General features: G+C 43.3%; 22 protein-coding genes. 7 read left to right on the forward strand and 15 right to left on the reverse strand.

The window, feature by feature from the left end; all coding sequences use genetic code 11:
* Positions 1-27: 27 nt before the first annotated feature.
* Positions 28-1,155 carry a DNA replication/repair protein RecF gene (gene recF / locus IM475_RS14945; protein ID WP_110578146.1) on the forward strand — a complete coding sequence of 376 codons (1,128 nt, stop codon included), beginning with the start codon at positions 28-30 and terminating at the stop codon, positions 1,153-1,155.
* 98 nt (positions 1,156-1,253) lie between these two features.
* Here recF and rpiA read toward each other — a convergent pair whose 3' ends face one another.
* Both rpiA and IM475_RS14955 read right to left on the reverse strand, forming a co-directional pair.
* Positions 1,254-1,964: a ribose-5-phosphate isomerase RpiA gene (gene rpiA / locus IM475_RS14950; RefSeq protein WP_149985664.1), complete on the reverse strand. Its 711-nt coding sequence runs from the start codon at positions 1,962-1,964 to the stop codon at positions 1,254-1,256.
* 72 nt (positions 1,965-2,036) lie between these two features.
* Positions 2,037-2,558, reverse strand: a complete 522-nt coding sequence (locus tag IM475_RS14955; protein ID WP_287657216.1) for an RNA recognition motif domain-containing protein — start codon at positions 2,556-2,558, stop codon at positions 2,037-2,039.
* Positions 2,559-3,120: 562 nt separating this feature from the next.
* Here IM475_RS14955 and IM475_RS14960 point away from each other — a divergent pair.
* Complete coding sequence (locus IM475_RS14960; protein ID WP_002739006.1) at positions 3,121-3,321, forward strand: NblA/ycf18 family protein; 201 nt, start codon at positions 3,121-3,123, stop codon at positions 3,319-3,321.
* A 133-nt stretch (positions 3,322-3,454) separates the two neighbouring features.
* Complete coding sequence (locus IM475_RS14965; protein ID WP_287657217.1) at positions 3,455-4,336, forward strand: universal stress protein; 882 nt, start codon at positions 3,455-3,457, stop codon at positions 4,334-4,336.
* A 225-nt stretch (positions 4,337-4,561) separates the two neighbouring features.
* Here the strand turns inward: IM475_RS14965 and arsC are convergent, their stop codons facing one another.
* The 4 genes from arsC to IM475_RS14985 all read right to left on the reverse strand — a co-directional run bounded on the left by arsC (position 4,562) and on the right by IM475_RS14985 (position 7,250).
* The gene (arsC, locus tag IM475_RS14970) at positions 4,562-4,960 is read right to left on the reverse strand and encodes an arsenate reductase, glutathione/glutaredoxin type (RefSeq protein WP_110578143.1); all 399 of its coding nucleotides are present in this window, start codon (positions 4,958-4,960) and stop codon (positions 4,562-4,564) included.
* Between the two features lie 23 nt (positions 4,961-4,983).
* Positions 4,984-5,631 (reverse strand): arsenical resistance protein ArsH, encoded by a 648-nt coding sequence (arsH, locus tag IM475_RS14975; RefSeq protein WP_287728079.1) that lies wholly within the window; start codon positions 5,629-5,631, stop codon positions 4,984-4,986.
* Between the two features lie 9 nt (positions 5,632-5,640).
* The gene (arsB, locus tag IM475_RS14980; RefSeq protein WP_002780507.1) at positions 5,641-6,786 is read right to left on the reverse strand and encodes an ACR3 family arsenite efflux transporter; all 1,146 of its coding nucleotides are present in this window, start codon (positions 6,784-6,786) and stop codon (positions 5,641-5,643) included.
* 125 nt (positions 6,787-6,911) lie between these two features.
* Positions 6,912-7,250: an ArsR/SmtB family transcription factor gene (locus IM475_RS14985; RefSeq protein ID WP_287728080.1), complete on the reverse strand. Its 339-nt coding sequence runs from the start codon at positions 7,248-7,250 to the stop codon at positions 6,912-6,914.
* Positions 7,251-7,424: 174 nt separating this feature from the next.
* On the opposite strand from IM475_RS14985, the gene psb30 reads away from it, so the two are divergent.
* Together psb30 and IM475_RS14995 are read left to right on the forward strand one after the other, a co-directional pair.
* Positions 7,425-7,544: a photosystem II reaction center protein Ycf12/Psb30 gene (psb30, locus tag IM475_RS14990; protein ID WP_002736367.1), complete on the forward strand. Its 120-nt coding sequence runs from the start codon at positions 7,425-7,427 to the stop codon at positions 7,542-7,544.
* A gap of 317 nt (positions 7,545-7,861) precedes the next feature.
* The gene (locus IM475_RS14995) at positions 7,862-9,418 is read left to right on the forward strand and encodes a M16 family metallopeptidase (RefSeq protein WP_287728081.1); all 1,557 of its coding nucleotides are present in this window, start codon (positions 7,862-7,864) and stop codon (positions 9,416-9,418) included.
* A 270-nt stretch (positions 9,419-9,688) separates the two neighbouring features.
* Here the strand turns inward: IM475_RS14995 and IM475_RS15000 are convergent, their stop codons facing one another.
* The gene (locus IM475_RS15000) at positions 9,689-10,090 is read right to left on the reverse strand and encodes a sll0565 family protein (protein WP_271930798.1); all 402 of its coding nucleotides are present in this window, start codon (positions 10,088-10,090) and stop codon (positions 9,689-9,691) included.
* A 72-nt stretch (positions 10,091-10,162) separates the two neighbouring features.
* Between IM475_RS15000 and IM475_RS15005 the strand changes: the two genes are divergently transcribed.
* Positions 10,163-10,444, forward strand: a complete 282-nt coding sequence (locus IM475_RS15005; RefSeq protein ID WP_002735085.1) for a DUF6439 family protein — start codon at positions 10,163-10,165, stop codon at positions 10,442-10,444.
* Here the strand turns inward: IM475_RS15005 and IM475_RS15010 are convergent.
* From IM475_RS15010 to IM475_RS15035, 6 genes are all read right to left on the reverse strand, one after another.
* Positions 10,441-10,842, reverse strand: coding sequence for an ATP-binding protein (locus IM475_RS15010; RefSeq protein WP_002744122.1), 402 nt, complete (start codon positions 10,840-10,842; stop codon positions 10,441-10,443). The two genes, IM475_RS15005 and IM475_RS15010, sit on opposite strands and share 4 nt — an antisense overlap.
* A 341-nt stretch (positions 10,843-11,183) precedes the next feature.
* On the reverse strand, positions 11,184-12,551 hold the full coding sequence (rlmD, locus tag IM475_RS15015) for a 23S rRNA (uracil(1939)-C(5))-methyltransferase RlmD (protein WP_287657224.1): 1,368 nt from the start codon (positions 12,549-12,551) through the stop codon (positions 11,184-11,186).
* A 2-nt stretch (positions 12,552-12,553) separates the two neighbouring features.
* The gene (locus IM475_RS15020; RefSeq protein ID WP_287728082.1) at positions 12,554-13,006 is read right to left on the reverse strand and encodes a DUF29 domain-containing protein; all 453 of its coding nucleotides are present in this window, start codon (positions 13,004-13,006) and stop codon (positions 12,554-12,556) included.
* Between the two features lie 56 nt (positions 13,007-13,062).
* Positions 13,063-14,802 carry a helicase HerA domain-containing protein gene (locus IM475_RS15025; RefSeq protein ID WP_287728083.1) on the reverse strand — a complete coding sequence of 580 codons (1,740 nt, stop codon included), beginning with the start codon at positions 14,800-14,802 and terminating at the stop codon, positions 13,063-13,065.
* A 263-nt stretch (positions 14,803-15,065) separates the two neighbouring features.
* Complete coding sequence (gene menA / locus IM475_RS15030) at positions 15,066-15,974, reverse strand: 2-carboxy-1,4-naphthoquinone phytyltransferase (protein ID WP_287728084.1); 909 nt, start codon at positions 15,972-15,974, stop codon at positions 15,066-15,068.
* Between the two features lie 309 nt (positions 15,975-16,283).
* Complete coding sequence (locus tag IM475_RS15035; RefSeq protein ID WP_287728085.1) at positions 16,284-16,922, reverse strand: PEP-CTERM sorting domain-containing protein; 639 nt, start codon at positions 16,920-16,922, stop codon at positions 16,284-16,286.
* A gap of 527 nt (positions 16,923-17,449) precedes the next feature.
* Between IM475_RS15035 and IM475_RS15040 the strand changes: the two genes are divergently transcribed.
* Entirely contained in the window at positions 17,450-17,743 is a 294-nt protein-coding gene (locus tag IM475_RS15040; RefSeq protein ID WP_287728086.1) for a hypothetical protein, read from the forward strand.
* Here the strand turns inward: IM475_RS15040 and hrcA are convergent.
* Positions 17,730-18,806 carry a heat-inducible transcriptional repressor HrcA gene (gene hrcA, locus IM475_RS15045; protein ID WP_287728087.1) on the reverse strand — a complete coding sequence of 359 codons (1,077 nt, stop codon included), beginning with the start codon at positions 18,804-18,806 and terminating at the stop codon, positions 17,730-17,732. The genes IM475_RS15040 and hrcA overlap by 14 nt on opposite strands.
* 150 nt (positions 18,807-18,956) lie before the next feature.
* Positions 18,957-19,295, reverse strand: a complete 339-nt coding sequence (locus IM475_RS15050; protein WP_287657231.1) for a rhodanese-like domain-containing protein — start codon at positions 19,293-19,295, stop codon at positions 18,957-18,959.
* Positions 19,296-19,542 lie beyond the last annotated feature (247 nt).

A 19,542-nucleotide genomic window follows, 5' to 3' on the forward strand; every position in this document is an offset into this window, starting at 1 on the left:
TCATAATTCCCCAACCCCCAACTTGCAATGTATCTCGAACACCTACACCTTCACAGTTTTAGAAATTATGCCGAACAGGTGCTAAAATTCGAGTCCAAAAAAACAATATTATTGGGCAATAATGCTCAGGGAAAATCCAATTTACTAGAAGCGATCGAACTTTTGGCCACTCTCAAGAGCCATCGAGTCAGCAAGGATCGGGATCTGGTGCTAGAATCGGACTCAGAGGCGAGAATTTTTGCTAGGGTTAATCGTCTTTATGGCGCATCAGAATTAAGTTTAATTCTCCGTTCTTCCGGTCGTCGCACCGTGATCCGTGATCGTCAACCCCTGCGCCGTCATCTCGATTTTTTGGGCGTGATTAATGCGGTACAATTTTCTAGTCTCGATCTGGATTTAGTGCGTGGTGGTCCGGAAGCTCGCCGAGATTGGTTAGATACTTTATTAATTCAATTAGAACCCCTATACGTTCATATTTTACAGCAATATAATCAGGTTTTACGACAAAGAAATGCTCTCTTAAAAGAGATTCGTAAACAGGAATTAGAGGGCAAAGTTTATGCAGATTTATCCCAACTAAAACTCTGGGATTTACAACTAGCAGAAACTGGTTCAAGAGTGACGAGAAGAAGGGCGCGAGTCCTGCAAAGATTAATTCCTTTAGCCCAAAAATGGCACGAAAGTATTAGCGGAAAAACCGAATTTTTAGAATTACAATATGTTCCCAATGTGCCTTGGCTAGAAGATGATGTCAATGAGGTACAAAGGGCTTTTTTAGATAAGATTGAAACCCGTCGTTTGGCAGAGAAACAACTAGGGACATCGGTAGTCGGTCCCCACCGGGATGAAGTGGATTTTTTAATTAACCAAAACCCCGCTAAATCCTACGGTTCCCAAGGACAACAAAGAACCTTAGTTTTAGCCTTGAAATTAGCGGAATTACAGTTATTAGAGCAGATTATCGGGGAACCTCCTCTACTACTCCTCGATGATGTTTTAGCCGAATTAGATATCGAACGACAAAATCAATTATTAGATGCGATCGAAGACCGTTTTCAAACCTTAATTACCACCACTCATCTCAGTTCTTTTGAGTCTCGCTGGTTGCAATCTTCCCAGATATTTTCTGTCAAAAAGGGACATATTTTTTATTAGCCTATAGCCTCTCTTTATTTTGCTCTTTGTCTGTATACACCCATAATAATAAAACAGGCTGCAGGCCTGTTTCACTGTTAGATTAAGAATAATTAATCCTACCTAATCTCGCGGACTACCGGCTTACCGTCGATAATTTCACCGACGAGAATCAGATCAGCAACCCCGACAAATAAACCATTTTCTAAAACCCCCGGCATATTATTAATAGTTCTTTCCAAATCAGCCGGATCATCGATACTATCAAATTTAACATCGATAACTAAATTGCCTTGATCTGTCACCACGGGGCCGGCTTTTTTCACTCCCATGCGCAGGGAAGGTTTACCACCGAGGGCCTCTAATTTCAGCATAACTGGAGTCATGGCCATGGGTAACACTTCCACCGGCAAAAGAAAAGTCGATCCCAACTTATCCACCAGCTTATTGCCATCCACTACCACGACGAAAATATCGGCGAGACTATCGACAATTTTCTCCTGAGTATGGGCGGCACCGCCACCTTTAATCAGGTTTTTCTGGGGATCCACCTCATCGGCCCCATCGATAGCGATATCCATCTTCACGATGACATCGAGGGTAGTGAGGGGAATTCCGTACTTCCTAGCCAAAACTTGCGCTTGAAAAGAAGTAGGAACCCCGACAATATTGCTGATTTCCCCGCTTTGCAGTCTAGCGCCCAGATACTCGATCGCGTAGGCCGTCGTTGAACCAGTTCCCAATCCCACGACTGAATTAGATTGAACTAGATTAGCGGCGGCCTTACCGACCTCCTGTTTCATAAGAATGACCGGATCGATTGCTGTCATGATGCACATTCCTAAAAGCGATATTTTGAACCTCTTAGTTATCGGCTATCCCTTGCCCTCTTGTCAATGGAATTAGGGATTAGTGGCCTGAGCTGCTAACATTTCCTTGAGTTTAGCCAATTCATTGGCCCAACGGGGATCTGGCTGTAAAGCGTCACCATCGCCGGTAACTTTCGGGGTACTACTGCCACCCCGTTCACCCTTGCGTTTTTTGCCGCTGCCGCCACCGGATTTGCGCGGTGTTGCCGTCGTCGGTTTCGGAGTCGGTCTTTCGACTTTTTCGGGGGTTTCTACGCTGGCCTCCGTGCCTTCTGCTTCTTCTCCTTCTTCTTTACCTCCCTTGCTGCGGGGGAGAGCTTTCTCGATTTTGATCGGGTTTTCCATGAAGGATTGGCCGTTGTATTTTTCGATAAACTGGTCGGCTAGTTCATCGCTAGGGACGGTAACGAAGGCAAAACCGCGACATTTGCCAGTTTTGCGATCTTTGATGACTTTAGTGGTAATCGTCTCCCCTTCATCGGCAAAAAGCGCCTGTAATTTTTCGCGCTCGACGGATTCTTTGGGCAAATTACCAACATATAGACGAATGGACATGATGGATTCCTCCAAGTATAGGTTGATGTAAAAACTTGTGCGACATTCCCTGCCTGTATGCTGATTTTTTTAAGGCAAACAGAGCTAAGGAGGATGTTTCCCAGCGATAAGCTTGTAGTTTCTGCACGATAGCGGCTGTGGCCGTCAATTTCGACTATCCTTAACGATTTCAACGAGAGGGACGGAATCTAGGGGTTACGTTTTTTAGCTGTTAACAGGGCTAATCATTCAACTTACCCGATTTATGCCGCTCTCTTCGATTATTACAGAATGTTTACACAATTTGTCAAATATTTTCTCTCGCTCTGGGCTGCCTAAGTATAACTACTTAAGTATTTGTTCACAGTAAGCAAAATTTTATTAAAACTCTTGCTAAATGTATCATTATATGCTTCTTTCCTTTTGGCGGCGGGGTATCCTAGCTAACGGGAGGGAAAAAGCAAAACCCTCTTTACAGATACATTGACACTTTGTCAAGTATTTGTTACATTAGTTAAAAAAGGTGATACCGATCACCCATCTCGCTTGTTATCAACCACTGTCTTCATCGAGGAGGAACACCATGTCTCAACCGATCGAACTTTCCTTAGAACAACAGTTCAACATTCGTTCTTTTCAGACTCAGGTAGAAAAAATGAGTCAGGAGCAAGCGCAGGATTTCCTGATCAAGCTCTACGAACAAATGATGGTCAGAGAAAATATGTACAAAGCTTTTCTCAAACACCAGTGGGGTCTAGATTCTAATCCCTGGGCTCCCCAATAACTCATTTCACCCCTGCGGGCGACCTCTTTCTCCGGCTGGGTTTCTCCGGAAACGAGCTAGGGATGCGGGGCGCATTTCTTCACCTTTTTAGCTATTCTTAGGGAAGAATAACCGAATTGCTAGGGGTTAATTTATGTTCGAGCGCGCTTTGATCTGTACAGATCTTTTCGATGGTCTCCATCGTCTTGTCCATTGTGTGCCACACTTAGCCCTGAGCGGCTTAAAACAAGTTATCTTCCTCCACAGTATTCCGGTTTGGGAACAACCCACCCTAGCTGCCGTAGATCAAGGAAAAATTGACGCGGCTAAAGAAAAATTATCCCCAGCTTTAGCAAATATTCCCGACGGTATGACAGTTAGTCTGGAAATCTCTAACCGTCGTCCCGTGGATGCCGTGCGGGAAATCCTCGCGCATCACTCTATCGACGTAATTTTGATGGGCAATCCCAGGCGCGGCGCTGTCCAAGAAAAATTATTCGGTAGTACCAGTTTAGCGATCGCAGCTATGACCGATATTCCGCTGCTGATTTTCCGACCGCAATTATTATCAGTTTATACTCACGATGAATTAGCCCTGCGCTGTCAGCATCTCTGGAAACATTTATTAATTCCCTACGATGGCAGTCCCGACGCGATTTATCTAATTGAACAGATAGAAAAATACGCTCAAACTCGCGCCCCTGGCTCTTTTGAGCAATGTCTCCTCCTCCGGGTAGTGGAAAATATCAGTCGCGATCCCGGTGTCACCGAATACCGTTTAAATGATGCCCGTCGGGAATTAGAATCGGTGCAAGTGCGACTAGAAAAACTCGGTTTGCAAGTACAGAGCGAAGTGCGACAAGGAACACCTGTATTAGAAGTTTTGACGGCAGCAGAAGAAGATGATATCAGTGCCATCGCAGTGGCCACCTGCCATCGTTCTAATATGTTGGAATGGTTAGCCGTGCGTCGAATTAATGAAGATATTCTTCATCAACTGTGGTTTCCGCTCTTATTTTTCTCCCCCAAGGGATAAGCTAGAAAAAAGATTATCTTGGGGATAAACCACAGAGACACAAAGGACAGAGAGAGCAAGACAGATTTGATCGCTAAAATCTATCACACAAACGACAAGAGAGCCGCAAAAATTTGGGAGAAATTAACTTAAGTAAGTAGTTATAATTAAATTAAAAATAGATTTTGCCTCTGATCCCCCCTTAATCCCCCCTTAATAAGGGGGGTGTCTGACAACTTTTAACAACTACCTACTTAACTGTTCAATTAATCCCACAACTTTAGCCTTAATTTCATCGCGAACTCGGCGAAAAGTTTCGATGGGTTGACCATCGGGATCATCAATTAACCAATCCTCGAAAATTTCCTGTAAAACCCATCCTTCCGGCAGATTGACACCGCAACCACATAGGGAGATAACGGCATCGTAATCTTCAGGATTAAAATCCCTAATTGGTTTGGAAGTTTGGTCAGTAATATCGATACCAATTTCCCCCATAACTTCGATTGCTCCGGGGTGAACTTTGGCCGCTTCTAATCCGGAACTGGTGACAGCAATTTTCCCCGCGCCTAAAGTTTTAGCGAAACCTTCGGCGATTTGGGAACGACAGGAATTTTTTCTACAGGCAAACATAACTTTTTTCATGATTTTAACTCCTAGAAATTGATTTAATTAATAGCTTTATGGGCAATTTTGGCTATTTCTTCGGCGGCTTTTTCCTTTCTTTCACTATAGCGATCGGTCAGATAATCTACCTGATCTCGCAGGAGAATGGTAAACTTATAAAGTTCCTCCATCACATCAATAACTCGATCTCGATAGGGGGAATCTTTCATCGTGCCATCCTCGTGAAACTCTTGATAAGCTTTAGCCACCGAAGACTGATTAGGAATAGTAAACATTCGCATCCAACGACCAAGAATTCGCAGAGTGTTAACCGCGTTAAAAGATTGGGAACCTCCGCTTACTTGCATGACTGCTAAGGTGCGGCCTTGAGTTGGCCGAATCGCACCAATACTTAAGGGAATCCAATCAATTTGGTTTTTGATAATGCCGCTAATATTGCCGTGAAGTTCGGGAGATGACCAGACTTGACCCTCAGACCATTGACTTAATTCTCGTAGTTCTTGCACCTTGGCATGAGTATCGGGAACACTGCCATAAATCGGCAATTCACGGGGATCAAAAAAGCGCACTTCTGCCCCATATTCAGTGATAATTCTGGCCGCTTCTTCTGCTAATAAACGACTGTAGGAACGTTCCCGTAAAGAGCCATACAAAAAAAGAATTCTCGGTTTGTGAGTCGATTGGATCATGGTGAATAATTATTTATAAGAACTCAAGCAACGAGGATCAAGAAGGGTGGCTTTTTCTGGATCTCTGGGAAACCAAAAGGCGGTTTTTTTACAGAATTCTACCAACATTAACATCACAGGTACTTCAATCAATACCCCCACTACTGTCGCTAAAGCAGCCCCCGAATTCAATCCGAATAACATCACCGCAGTGGCGATCGCTACCTCAAAATGATTACTAGCACCAATTAAAGCAGCGGGAGCCGCATCTTCGTAAACTAAATTGAGTTTGAGAGCGGCCACATAACTAAGTAAAAAAATCAGATTAGTTTGAATAAAGAGGGGAATAGCAATCAGGAAAATATGCAGGGGATTACTAACAATTAAATCGCCTTTGAAAGCAAAGAGGAGGATTAAGGTTAACAATAAGGCAGTGATTGCCACAGGACTGAGATAGTGAAGAAAACGCGATTCAAACCAGGCGCGTCCTTTATGTTTAAAAATCCAGTGACGGCTATAGATACCGGCAATAAGCGGTAAACCAACGTAGATTAACACAGAAAAAACAATGGTCTGCCAAGGGACTACAAAATTATTAGCTGCCAGTAACCATTTACCTAGAGGAGCGTAGAGAAAAAGCATCGCTAGGGAATTGACTGCTACCATAATTAGGGTATGACCCTGGTTACTGTAGGAAAGATAGCCCCACATCAAGACCATGGCCGTACAGGGAGCAATTCCTAGTAAAATAGCTCCAGCAGTGTAGGAACTAGCTAAACTTACCGTCTGTCCTCGGATAATCTCCGTTTGACTCAACCAAGGCAGAAATAGCCAGCCGAGAAAAAATTGAGCCAGCGCCACCATGGTAAAGGGTTTGATCAGCCAATTAACCACTAAAGTTAAAATAACTGGTTTGGGAGTACGGGCAGCCCGGAGAGCCTGAGAAAAGTCGATCTTAACCATGATCGGATACATCATGAAGAAAAGACAGATGGCGATCGGAATAGAAACGTTATAGATACTCATGGCATCTAAAGTCCGCGCTACGTCCGGAAATAACCGACCGAGGGCAATTCCCGCCAAAATACAGAAAATAACCCAAAGGGTAAGGTATTTTTCAAAAACACTAAGGCTACCACCAGCTTTGGCGGCTTTAGGATTGATTTGATTAGTCATCGCACAAAGGTGGAAAGGGAATAATGGGAGATTGGGCAACCCACCTTTATTATTTCAAAAAAAGTTGATATGTCAAGGGTAAAAGCTAGTTATAAAGCTTTAATATTTCTAAAAATCTTGATCGGTTACTGATTTTCCTCGCAGAAACGAGCGGGGACGAGGGAACTAAAACGACGATATTCGGATAGATATTCTTCTAGGAGAAGAAATTGAGATAGATTCAGGCTGTAGTAGATCCAACGACCCTCTTGACGACTGCGGACTAAATTGGCTTCTTTTAGCGTTTTTAGGTGAAAAGATAATTTAGATTGGGCGATATCAAGATGGTCGCGCAATTCACAGACGCATAATTCCTGATGCCGCAACAGTTGCAAAATTTGCAGCCGTAGGGGCTCCGAGAGTGCCTGAAAACCAGTATAAATCTGGGTTAACGAGTCGGGAGATGTGGCCAAAGAGTTGAACATTGAGATTGCCCCTAGTGGGAAGGAAATAGGAAAGCGGGAAAATTCAGAATTGCAACAAAACTTTATGTATTTTTGTATCGAATCAGGAAAACCAGCGAATCATCCCCTGTATGATAGACAATGGTTTTGACCAGATTAGCCCTTAAAATCATTGTAGACAGGTTAGGAGACATCATGGAATTATTTGCGGCTCTCAATTTAGAACCCATTTTTCAACTCACCTTCGTGGCGCTAATCATGTTAGCTGGCCCCTTTGTCATTTTCCTACTAGCTTTTCGTGGTGGCGACCTATAAAAACCGCCTCCCCCCCATTGTTATTCGTGCTTTTTTTTGACTTCTCTCCTCTTTAGGGAGAGATTTTTTGTCTAAAAGTCAGGAGTCAGGAGATAGGAGTCAGGAGATAGGAGTCGGGAGTCAGGAGATTGCTTTTATTTATTCCCCCCACTTCCCACTCCCCACTCCCAATTCATAATTTATAATTTATAATTCATAATTCTCACACGCCACTTCCCACTTCCCCACTTCCCCACTTCCCCTCTCCTAACAATCGACTGCTAAGATCGAACAGAGTGATCAATCCCTCGCTCCTACGATACCTGATAAAACTATCTATGATCATTAAAAATAACCCCTATTATCGGGCTGTAATCGGCTTTTGGGTGGCTTTCCTTGTGTTTTGGGGTTTTGGGAGTTTCTCACCCCTTCTTGCCCAAGCGAAAGAGCAACCAGCCGATGTACAATCGATTACCCCCTACCTTAAGCAATTTCAACAAAAAATTACCGAATTTCGCCTCGACAACGGACTAAAATTTATTATCCTAGAAAATCGCGATGCCCCGGTTATTTCCTTTGTCACCTACGCGGATGTGGGGGGTGCCGATGAACCAGACGGTAAAACAGGAGTTGCCCACTTTTTGGAACATTTAGCCTTTAAAGGCACAAAAACCATCGGTACTAGCGATTATCTTAGCGAGAAAAAAGTCCTCGATCGCCTTGAAGCTATAGACAAAGAACTGCAAGCGGCTAAAAAAGCGGGTAAAAGTGCAGAAGTGGCTAAATTAACGGAAGAATTTCAAAAAACTAAGGCAGAGTCCGAGAAATTCGTCCAACGCAACGAATACGGGCAAATCGTCGAAACTCAGGGAGGAGTCGGTTTAAATGCCACCACTTCCAGCGATGCAACTAGCTATTTTTACAGCTTCCCGTCGAATAAATTGGAATTGTGGATGTCTTTGGAATCGGAACGATTTTTAGAACCGGTCTTCCAACGGGAATTTTACAAAGAAAAAGACGTAATTCTAGAAGAAAGACGGATGCGGACGGATAATAGCCCCTTGGGTCTATTAATCGAAGCTTTTCTCGATCAAGCTTATACTGTCCATCCCTACAAACGTCCCGTTATCGGCTACGATCGAGATATTCGCAATCTGGAACCCTCAGATATCCAAAACTTTTTCGATAAATTTTATCCTGCCAGTAATTTAACCATAGCTATCGCCGGGGATGTGGACCCAGAACAGGTCAAACAGTTAGCTAAGGTTTATTTTGGTCGTTTTCCCGCTAAACCAAAACCCCCACAGGTGACAGTAGTGGAACCGAACCAAACCAAAACAAAGGAAATTACCCTAAAATTAGCCTCGCAGCCTTGGTATTTAGAAGGATACCATCGTCCCGCCCTCAATCATCCCGATCATGCGGTTTACGAGGTTATCGCCACTTTAATGAGTGAAGGAAGAACTTCGCGACTCTATAAAGCTTTAGTGGAGGACAAACAACTGGCCCTCGCTGCCCAGGGATTTAACGGCTTTCCGGGGGATAAATACCCGAATTTGCTGTTATTCTATGCTCTGAGCGCTCCTAATGCCAGCCTGGAGGAAGTAGCGCAGGGTTTAAATTTGGAGTTGGAAAGATTGAAAAATGAACCGGTTTCGGAACAGGAATTAGAACGGGTTAAAAATCAACTACGGGCAGCCCTATTAAGAGGTCTTGATTCTAACATGGGCATGGCGCGATCCTTGATCGAATACGAGGTAAAAACCGGCGATTGGCGTAATTTATTCGCCCAATTAGATGCTTATAATGCTGTCACGGCAGCCGATATTCAACGGGTGGCTAAAGAGACTTTTACCCCGGAAAATCGCACTATTGGCCGAATTTTACCGAAATAGAAAGATGGGGAGATAGGCGATTTTTCAGTGAGCGGTATTAGGTGAGCATTCACTGAAAAAAAGCTACCTTCTCTCCTCTTCTAGGTTCTGTGTGATAAGTTTAACTTACTATATGATCGATCGATCTTTGTGTCCTTTGTGTCTTTGTGGTTCGTTCCACCCCTTCGCTAGGAGGAATGTATCTTAGAATACATTTTACCCACCAAATCCAAGAGAGCCCCTTCTCTCCTCCCCAGTGCCGTCTTAACAAGTAATTTAGATACCAGTTAATCACCCAGTGCAGGATCGCAGAATCCAACCCAGTAAGACTCCAATACCACCAAAGCGGACAATTTGCCAAAAAACTTCCCCCAGCAGTCCGCGACGGATTCCTTCCCAGAATAGGCGCTTTAATTCCCCTTCTTTGAGTAAATTGCTTTCTAAAATTACCTCTAATTCTTGAATCTGTTCGCGAATTTGTACCAATTCCTTTTCTAGTTCAGGTAGGGGATTTTCCCGCCATTGGGGTTCTATTTGACTAAATTGTGCTTCTAGGTCTTTTTTTTGCTGTTCTGCTTCGTTGATCTGTCGATAACGGTCTTTTAGTGTTGCGATCGCCGCTTCGACTTCTTCAATCGCTTGGGTAAATTCTGCCGATTCATCGTTAGGGTATGGGTTTTCTTCTAAGGACATGGACTCGATGGGATTTCCTGCGTCTAAACTATAGTTATAGACGATTTTACGGTTTTACGAAACCTTTTGATTATGATTCCATCCCCTGTCTCTTCCTCCTCTCAGACTGTTGATGATCTATCTACCCTGGAATTGGCGCGGATTTTGGCGGAACGTTTGGCGATCGCACCGATTGACTGGCATCGTCTGAAGGCCAATCGTAATGCTCGGGCCGCTGAACAATTAGGGACGGCTTTGGTGTTTTTATTAGATAATCAGCCAGAAGAAGCACTTCCTCGGCTACAACAGGCTACAGGCTGGCTCGATCGCTCGATTTCTGCTCCTCCCTGTCCTTCTCACGGTCATGGTCATTAATTCAACCAGCGTTCCTGTTTAATTTGTTTAGAAAGTTTCAGTTGGGTTCCTGTTTGATTCCAGTGAACTTGGTCGAAGATTTGATATAACATACACAGTCCTCGGCCATTTTCCGCTTCTTCAGGGGGAAAATTGGGGCAATCGCAACTACAGCCATGATGGTGACAACCTGGCGTAAATCCACAACCTTCATCGGTAATTACCCAAGAATACTCGTCTTTACTGCTAGAAAATTGAACAACCACGGTTTTGCTGGGATCGAGATGATTGCCGTGTTTAGCGGCATTAACTAAAGCTTCCTGCAATCCTAATCTAATTTCTGGTTCTAATTCTTCGGGAATACTAGCGGTCAATAAATCTAAAATCGGACAAAGATACAAGGTGGAAGCGAAACTCATGGTGTTCCAACTTCGTTTGCTTGTGGGCAGTGAAATAGCAATCACGCGCTTTACCTCTAGCTTTTATTCAATGACTGTTCTCTTACAGAAAGATTAAGGTCTCTTAACCGTCGATCTAGATGATTGCCATACCTAATGAGTCATGTTTTGTCCCTTTTCTGTCTCTGAGATTGATTAGATATTTTTATGATTGATCTACAAACCAATCGAGAATCAAGGCCACTTTGAGCGGGTGATTAATCAAAAAAGTAGTTGACTGGAACCGATACTGATATGCTATAATTTTTAACCATTGACTTTTCAGCTATAAACGGCTAAAGTGTCTGGGTTTTCCTCCTATTTCATCCTACCATATTCGCTGTTTTTTGTCTAAGAAAAGCGACGCATTCGACGTGGGGAGTTTGGGGAAAGAAATCAGCTGTTTGCACTTCTAGCAGTTGATAATCGCCTGTTTTACAGAGATATTGCAAGTCTCTGGCTAAAGTTGCACTTTGACAACTGATATAAACAATGCGTTGACTTTGCAGTTGTAGCAGACTATCAAGGACAGAGCGATCGCAACCTTTGCGGGGCGGATCGAGTAGAATAATGTCGGGTTTAACTGTCAGTTGCGGTAAAGTTTTTTCTACTGCCCCCAAAATAAAAGTTGTGTTGGTAATATTATTTAATTGAGCGTTAATCTTGGCTCGATCGAGGGAAAAGCTATAGGATTCTAGTCCAATCACCTCTTTAACCCGTTTAGCGAGGGGTAAAGTAAAAGTACCGATGCCACAGTAGGCATCAATAAGAATTTCTTCACCTTTAAGGTCTAATTTCTGACAAATAACCGCAAATAAGGCCTCAGCAGCCTCTGTATTAACCTGAAAAAAGGTATCGGCAGCCAGTTGATAGGTTAATCCGGCGAACTTTTCGGTAATATAATCCCGTCCGGCGATAGTTGTGGTCTGAGCGCCAAAAATAGCATTCCCTCGATCGGGGTGATAATTCACGGTTACACCGACTAAATTGGCGTATTTTGCCAGCCATTGCCGCGCCTGGGTCTCAATTCCCTGTAAATTATTATCGGTACTAATCAGGGTTAATAAAATTTCTCCCGTGTGGCGGCCAATTCTTAGGGATAAATGGCGTAATTGTCCTTGATGGGTCTTTTCATCGTAAATTGACCAGCCTTGCTCCTGAATATCCCGTTTTATCTCTGCTAGAAACGGATTTAAAGCCTGATCTTGAATCGGACATTGATTGAGATTAATCAGATGATGGCTGCCGCGACGATAATAACCCGCTTGCACATTGCCAGTGGGGGAAAATCCGAGGGGATAGGTAGCTTTATTGCGATAAGCGAGGGGAGAATTACCGGTGAGGGGAGGATAAACTAAAGGATCGGTAAAACCGCCAATTCTGGTTAATACCTCTTGTACTTGCTCTTTTTTGACCTGCAGCTGAAATTGATCCTCGATGTGTTGCCATTGACAGCCACCACATTTATCGGCAACGATGCAGCGGGGCCGGATACGATGGGGAGATGCTTGTAGAATAGTTTGTAGTTTGCCGATCGCATGACTTTTTTTGATATAGGTGATGCGAGTTTGAATGCGATCGCCAATAACCGTATCTGGTACAAAAATCACCTGTCCTCGGTATTTTCCCACACCTTCGCCCGTATGGTTGAGGTCGGTAATCTCGATCTCGATTAAATCACCTTGTTGCATAGTTAGGGAAACCAGTTTTCATCCAGGGTTTCTGCTGGGGTAATAATGACTTCTATGGGAATTTCTTGCTGGCTCAATTTCGAGACTATTTGCCTAGCTTTTCCATAACAAGAATCGAAATTTTCGAGGAGATAAGGTTTTAAACTAGGACTGTCTTCCAGCAGCTCGGCAATTTGAACTCGAAAATTAATAATTGCCGCTTCCCATTGATTAGCATTATACTCTCTTTCCGTCTGCCAATAAACTAACTTGAGCAGATGATCTAACAATTGAATTAACAAACTTTTGAGATCGTGTCGATTATTTTTTCCCATACTTGCTAATTCCTCGATCAGATTAGTCCAGTCAACCGAGGCAAAATCTTCCCGTCGTAATTGGTTAACGGTTGTCTCGATCCATAGCTGAAAATCTCGATCGTATAAGCTGATCTTCGAGATCGGTATTTGAGCGGTCATGGGAGGTAAACAGTAAAAACAATCCAACTCTATTCTACAATCAAAAATTAATTTTTCTAAAATCCTAGATCGGCTTTGGCAATTTTGGCCGCCGCTAAAACTTCCTCATCGGGTAATTCTCGCCAGTCGGTTGCGCCTATTTCAGTGTAGAATTTTTGATCGTAGGCGCGAGTACGAATTACTACCGGCATAGGGACCGCATGACCTAAAACTAAAGCCTGTTGTTTTGAGTCTAATTTCGCTAAAACTGATCGCAAACTTCCCCCTCCAGAAACCCCAGTAAATATGGCTTCGATGTCCTTTTCATCGTTTAATAAACAGGTGATTCTCGTCCCTACCTGAGACATAACTTCGTTATCAATTCCTGAAGGTCTTTGATCGACAATTAAGAGAGTAACAAAGTATTTTCGCATCTCCCTGGCGATGGTTCCAAAGATAGTTTGATGCACCACGGCAGAATCTAAAAATCGATGAGCTTCTTCAATGGTAATCACTAACTGTTGCGGCCGATCAACGGGGTTTTTAGTTTGTAAAAAATATTCAGCTTTTTTAACATAATTAGCATGAATCCGACGGGTGATCATATTGGTGGCTAACATATAGGAAAGCATATTACTTTGGGAGCCAAATTCAATGACAACGTGCTTACCCGCATCTAAAGCTTGTAAAACCTGATCGATATAATTGTGGGGACAAGAACTTTTTAAATATTTCAAACTCTCCAGACGCATTAATTTTCTCTGGAGGGACATAATTGATCCGGCATGGCCTTGTTTTTCCGTACAGAAGATTTTAATATCCTCGTTACTCATATTTAATAACTGAGTAATCCAAGATTCTCCATACTCGTTATAGAGAATATTGGCATTATCTAAACTAGCTTCCGAGATGCCTAATTCCCGACCGATTAAACGAATATCCTCGATTTCAATCTGATTATAACTTAAGAATAATTCCTGCGCTCCTCGTACTCCCCGGCGTTTGGTAGAATCGGGATCGAGGGTATAAATTTCCACCTGTCCGGGGAATAATTGACATAATCCTTTCACCGTAGAAACCTCCTTCCCTTCTTTCATCGCTTCCCAACCGTATTCCGAGTGCATATCAAACATGAGGTTAACCCCTGCTTGTTTGCGAATAATACCCGAAATTAACAGCCTGGTTAAAAAGGATTTTCCCGTCCCGGATTTGCCAAAAACGCCGTTACTACGTTCCACAAAGCGATCAAGATTAATACATATTGGCACGTCCATGTCAAGGGGTTGACCAATGGCAAAATTCTTTCTGGTGGGATCATCTTCCCAACCGAAAACCATGCGAAAATCCTGCTCACAAGCTTCATAAACTTGGCTAAAATGGGCGGGAATAGTTTTAACTGGCAGTAATTCTAAATCGGCGCTAGTTTGGGGTTGAAAAGAGCCTAAAGAAGTGTCAGAAACTGCCGGGGAATTACCTCCAGTCGGAGTCAGAGATATCCCGGCTTGAAAAGCCGGGGCTTCCTCTGACTTCGTAAACATAAGCATAGGAGATAGTTCAATAGTACCATAAGTACCGCTACCCGCTAAAACATCGCGCATAAAACTATCATCGGGATGGGGAGGGTTAGCGATAATCCGGGGACTAGAGTTACCCAGGGAGACATCGGTGAGGAGACAGAAAAAACGCGAGCGAGTGCCTTGCACCACTAAAAATTTACCGACGCGCATATCCTCCACGGAAATATCCGGATAAAGACGGATTTCTAAACCTTCACTCAGGGAACCTTGAATAACCGATCCGAGGGGTTGTTCACTCATGCTAACCTTTATTTGTGGCGATCTATCTCCCTATTCTGTCACTTTTCCGTTAATAGGTGCAAACTCGATCGGGTACAGTCATCAGTGATCAGTAAACAGTAATCAGTGATCAGTAAAAAGACAGTAGGAAACTGGAAGATGTACCAGACTAAGGCTGAATCCGCCTTATTTAATACGGCCCACTTAATACATACTGCACACTTAAAACTCAAATCTGATAACTGATAACTGATACAGGGCTTTAAGAAAAAAAATCGGGTTGATCAACGGGAAGCAAGGAAATAGCCAAGGGAGAAGAGAATGCCACTAAAAAAGTGGAGATTAACCGCTATAAACTTGCAGTTACTGACTAGCTGAGGTTGGTCGTGATTTTGGTTAACGTGGTGGACTAATTGCCAAGCGAAAGGGAGACTAAGGAAGATTAAAAGGGTGAGAGGGGGATAAACCTGCAGCAGCACAAAAACTACCGTTAAAACATAAACGAGAACCGTCACTACGGTTAAAACTTTAGAACCTTTTAAAGTCCCCAAACGGGCAATGGGTGATTTTTTACCCGCTTTGAGATCATCGGCGACTTGATGGAAATGGGAACAAAAAAGGATGATAGAAGTGGTAATCCCGATAATAATTGAAGCCGCTAGACTAGAGAGAGAAAAAGTGCCAGCTTGGGAATAGTAGGCAGCCGCAATCGCCAAGGGTCCAAAAGTAAAGAAACAGATAATTTCACCTAATCCTTGATAACCGAGACGGAAGGGCGGACCTTGATAGGTATAGCCCAAAAAACAGCAGAGGGCGATTAATTCTAGGATCATCCAATCGCCTCGCCCATAACTAATAGCAAAAATACCAGCAATACCCACTAATAGAAAAAGATTACTTAGCCAGAAAATTAAAGATTTATTGCCAGTTAAATTAACGATCGAATGTGCCTTATTGACATCGATCCCGGTATCGGCATCAAAAACATCATTGCTGAGATTTAACCAAGCGAGAATTAAAATAGCTGAGAGGATAAAAGTGCCAAAAATCGGGAGAGAAAATCCACCTGTTTCCTGATAAGCGATCGCTGTTCCCAGAATAATCGGTATAATCGCCACACTATACATTGGTGGTTTAATGGCTGCTAACCAGAGTTTTTTGGCCGAGGGAGTGGTGACAGTATTAGTGGTCATAGTTAAATAGGGTTTGCTGAAAAAGTTTTTCCTAGTAGTAGGGTGTGGGGTGTAGGGTTTTACCCATTTTTAGGTGGTCAATTACCCAATTTTCAGGGAAAAAGTGCCTAAATTTTCCCCCTGATCACTCCAAGGGCTGGCACTTTTTGATTTCAAAAAGGCCTAAAGATATTATCCAACAAGGTTTTTATATTTATTCAGCAAGCCCTAGATAGTTCTTCAAAAATTGAGATGCGCCCAACCTGACACACCCAGTTTTGATATTAAACCGAAATTTTCGCTAATCTCGCCCTGAGCTTAGTCGAAGGGTTAGACTTTGGTTTTGGTTTTTTCTTGCAGTTGACGACGGGTAGCGGCACCGGCTAAACCCAGACCTAATAAACCGATAGCGGTCATAGTTCCGGGTTCAGGTGTTTTGGTGGTGATTTTTATTTTAACGCCAGCCAAAGTGGAAGAGACGCTAGTACCAGTTTGAGTGAAACGAATGAACAGAGGAAGACTAAAGTTAGTAGGTACCACCGACGAGACATCGAAGTTGAAGGGGGTACTGGTAATATTAGCAACGCCACTGGCAAGAACGCTATTGAATACGTGAGTTCCGTGAGCAAAGAGATCGAACTCTAGTTTACCGTCAGCATTGGAAGAGTCGTAAGTGAATGAACCTAAAACATTAGCGGCGATGAAATTACCTAGAATTGCGCCGCCAGTAGCAGGAGTAAAGGGGTCTGTATCACCTTGTCCTGCATTGGTGATCGTAGCACCGATGCCATTGATGGGATCGGGATTGCCACTAGGTGGTGGTGGAGAAGAAGGGGAGTTAAAACTAGGTGTCGTGGTTTGAAAAACAATCGGTAGGGAGGTAACGAGGGTTCCCGCTTGGACTGCGGGGGCAACTAGGGCAACGGTGGCAAAGGTAGATAATAAAACTGCAACTTGATGGCTTCTCATGATTTTTCCTTGTCTAACAAGGGGATAAATTGAGCAAATTGCCTGAGTTCAAAAGGTTTAGGGGAACATCGGCAGAAAATCAACATCGGCAGAAAATAGGTAATATATACCTATTCCTTTTGATTCTGATCGACGTTTATTTTAATTGGCAGCTTTTGGTTTTGTCAAGGAGATTTTTGTTGATTTTTCTTGAGATAAAACAATTTAGCTGCGTATATCCCCGAAAAAAGCTGATTTTAAAGTGAGCCATTCATCAGTGAATATTATCAAAACCCTAGACTGGGGATAGGAATTAATCTATCCCATCCCATGAAAAAGCCCTATTGGAGAAAACTTCAGTTTGTCAAGACTGTTTGGTACATTTTAGGAAACCTTGACATAATCTTTCATCTCAGCCGAGAACAAGCCAAATATCTTCATATAAATTTATGATTAGGGTGGGTTTTCTGGAGCGACTCAAGCGATCGCTAAAGATGTTATTATCTAGGACAGTCAGCTGAAAATTCCTGCAACTTTGCCAACCACCGATGAGAGCGATCGCTAAAGATGATATTCTTTATATTCACCATGAGGATGTGCCTGTTTATAAAAAAGGTGGTTCGGTGGTGAGAAATAGTTATTTTTGGGCGCTAAAATCGATCGCCTGTGGAGCGCGTCGGGGACAGGATTGGGAGTTCGATGCGGAGGTGTGGGTGGCGCTGGTGCGGATGTTGCTCTGTTTTGCCAATTCTGGTTATTTGGGGGATGGTGAGACAATTTTAGAGTTTACTGTCGATTGTCCTATTCCCGAACCTTTGCGGGCGATATCTACTTACTTATAGCTTCACTGAGATAGTTAGCGGTGGATTCTACCAGGGGAATAGTATTTTCGTATAACATTCGCGTCGGTCCGATAATGCCAACACTACCGACGGGAGTATCTCCCTGTTTATAAAAAGCAGAGATAAGAGTACAAGGGCGCATGGATTCCAGAGGATTTTCGGAACCAATGGTGATTTTGACTTTTTTGGCTGATTTTTCTGGTTCTGGTCTTTGTAAAATCAGGGGTAAAAGGCGATCCTGTTCTGCTTCCAAGAGATGCAGTAACATTTGTACTTGTTGCCATTGGGCGAATTCTGGCTGTCGAATGACTTCAGCGACACCATGGACGATAATCTCCGGGGTGGCAGTGGATTGGAGACTAGCGCCGATTTCTTGGCTTAATTGTTGGAGAAAATGGGTATAACGGGTAAATTCTCGCTCGATTTGCTGCCAATCGAGGTTAATTAAATCTGCCAAGCAATAACCCTTTAATTTTTCCCCGAGAAAATTAGAGAGGATTTGTAATTCTTCTGCTAATCCATCCTTCTTGTCCGTTTCCATAGACTCAGGAATCTCTATCATAACCGAGCGTGTTTGTAAACTATCTGTAACAATAATTAACATAATCTGCCGGTTCGAGACGGGGATTAATTGCAGATGACGCAGGGTATTAGTGAGGGTGTGGGGGAGGGTAACGATAGCGATATAACCGCTTAAACCGGCTAAAAGTTGGGTGGCCCGTTGCAGCAGACTTTCGAGACTCCAAGCGGGAGATTTAGCGTTTCGATGCAGATAATAGCCGATTTTTTCGCCGATACGGTCATCGGGAGTCATTAACTCATCGACGTAGAGACGATAACCCCAATCGGAGGGAATGCGTCCGGAGGAAGTGTGGGGTTGATAGAGTAAACCTTCTTTTTCCAGTTTACCGAGAGCATTGCGAATCGTGGCGGAACTAACAGTAAATTTATACTCCTCCACCAGAGTTTTTGAGCCAACCGGTTCGGCCGTGGCGATATAATGTTGGATTGTCGCCTTTAAGATATGCTGATAGCGATCGCTGAGATGGGTTCTAGCGGACATAGGGGAATAATCTTAACAAAAGATTTATAACATTTTTTTAGACAGTATAACGCTTAATCAGTTATCAGTTATCAGTTATCAGTTATCAGTTATCAATGGGGAGAAAGGGGATAGTTTACCCCTCTCTTTTCCTGATTGAGGCCATCAAAATTAGTAACGGGGAATATTAGGATCGACGAGGAGGGAATAAGCATCGATGCCACCGTTAATATTTTTAACATTAGTAAAACCCTGACTTTGTAGCCATTGGCACATTTGCAGGGATCTCATGCCATGGTGACAGATAACGAGAGTTTCCGCTTGGGGGTTGAATTGGGTGGCAATAGTGGGCGACCATTCTCGGTATTGACTCAAGGGTAAAATGGTAAAACTGGCCACAGATGCGATCGCAACTTCCTCCGGTTCGCGCACATCAATAAGTTGTAAATTAGGATCATGAGCGGCTAAACGGAGAGCGAGTTCATCGACGCTAATTTCGGGAATGCTCATAGATTTGGTCTTAAGAATCGGTTATCTTTCCTTTAGATTAGCAAATTGAGGGACCCTGAGCGGTTATCTGTGAACAGTGCCTAGGTTGTGATGATGGTGAGGAGAATTCTGAGGAACAAAAAAAGCGCATTTGCCCCCGGCTGGATTTCAGTTAAGCTTTGATTAGAGGTTATTGTAGGAGAGAGTTATTGATACCGAATAGATTCACCCAGATGTATTTCGCTGAAGCTATCTTGTCCCCGGTTTT

Origin of the sequence: Microcystis sp. M061S2 (genome assembly GCF_020245605.1) — a bacterium.
Lineage (GTDB): Bacteria > Cyanobacteriota > Cyanobacteriia > Cyanobacteriales > Microcystaceae > Microcystis.

Coding starts and splice junctions, on each gene's coding strand:
- recF (WP_110578146.1), top strand. CDS start 28: ATGTATCTCGAACACCTACACCTTCACAGTTTTAGAAATTATGCCGAA.
- rpiA (WP_149985664.1), bottom strand. CDS start 1,964: ATGACAGCAATCGATCCGGTCATTCTTATGAAACAGGAGGTCGGTAAG.
- IM475_RS14955 (WP_287657216.1), bottom strand. CDS start 2,558: ATGTCCATTCGTCTATATGTTGGTAATTTGCCCAAAGAATCCGTCGAG.
- IM475_RS14960 (WP_002739006.1), top strand. CDS start 3,121: ATGTCTCAACCGATCGAACTTTCCTTAGAACAACAGTTCAACATTCGT.
- IM475_RS14965 (WP_287657217.1), top strand. CDS start 3,455: ATGTTCGAGCGCGCTTTGATCTGTACAGATCTTTTCGATGGTCTCCAT.
- arsC (WP_110578143.1), bottom strand. CDS start 4,960: ATGAAAAAAGTTATGTTTGCCTGTAGAAAAAATTCCTGTCGTTCCCAA.
- arsH (WP_287728079.1), bottom strand. CDS start 5,631: ATGATCCAATCGACTCACAAACCGAGAATTCTTTTTTTGTATGGCTCT.
- arsB (WP_002780507.1), bottom strand. CDS start 6,786: ATGACTAATCAAATCAATCCTAAAGCCGCCAAAGCTGGTGGTAGCCTT.
- IM475_RS14985 (WP_287728080.1), bottom strand. CDS start 7,250: ATGTTCAACTCTTTGGCCACATCTCCCGACTCGTTAACCCAGATTTAT.
- psb30 (WP_002736367.1), top strand. CDS start 7,425: ATGGAATTATTTGCGGCTCTCAATTTAGAACCCATTTTTCAACTCACC.
- IM475_RS14995 (WP_287728081.1), top strand. CDS start 7,862: ATGATCATTAAAAATAACCCCTATTATCGGGCTGTAATCGGCTTTTGG.
- IM475_RS15000 (WP_271930798.1), bottom strand. CDS start 10,090: ATGTCCTTAGAAGAAAACCCATACCCTAACGATGAATCGGCAGAATTT.
- IM475_RS15005 (WP_002735085.1), top strand. CDS start 10,163: ATGATTCCATCCCCTGTCTCTTCCTCCTCTCAGACTGTTGATGATCTA.
- IM475_RS15010 (WP_002744122.1), bottom strand. CDS start 10,842: ATGAGTTTCGCTTCCACCTTGTATCTTTGTCCGATTTTAGATTTATTG.
- rlmD (WP_287657224.1), bottom strand. CDS start 12,551: ATGCAACAAGGTGATTTAATCGAGATCGAGATTACCGACCTCAACCAT.
- IM475_RS15020 (WP_287728082.1), bottom strand. CDS start 13,006: ATGACCGCTCAAATACCGATCTCGAAGATCAGCTTATACGATCGAGAT.
- IM475_RS15025 (WP_287728083.1), bottom strand. CDS start 14,802: ATGAGTGAACAACCCCTCGGATCGGTTATTCAAGGTTCCCTGAGTGAA.
- menA (WP_287728084.1), bottom strand. CDS start 15,974: ATGACCACTAATACTGTCACCACTCCCTCGGCCAAAAAACTCTGGTTA.
- IM475_RS15035 (WP_287728085.1), bottom strand. CDS start 16,922: ATGAGAAGCCATCAAGTTGCAGTTTTATTATCTACCTTTGCCACCGTT.
- IM475_RS15040 (WP_287728086.1), top strand. CDS start 17,450: ATGAGAGCGATCGCTAAAGATGATATTCTTTATATTCACCATGAGGAT.
- hrcA (WP_287728087.1), bottom strand. CDS start 18,806: ATGTCCGCTAGAACCCATCTCAGCGATCGCTATCAGCATATCTTAAAG.
- IM475_RS15050 (WP_287657231.1), bottom strand. CDS start 19,295: ATGAGCATTCCCGAAATTAGCGTCGATGAACTCGCTCTCCGTTTAGCC.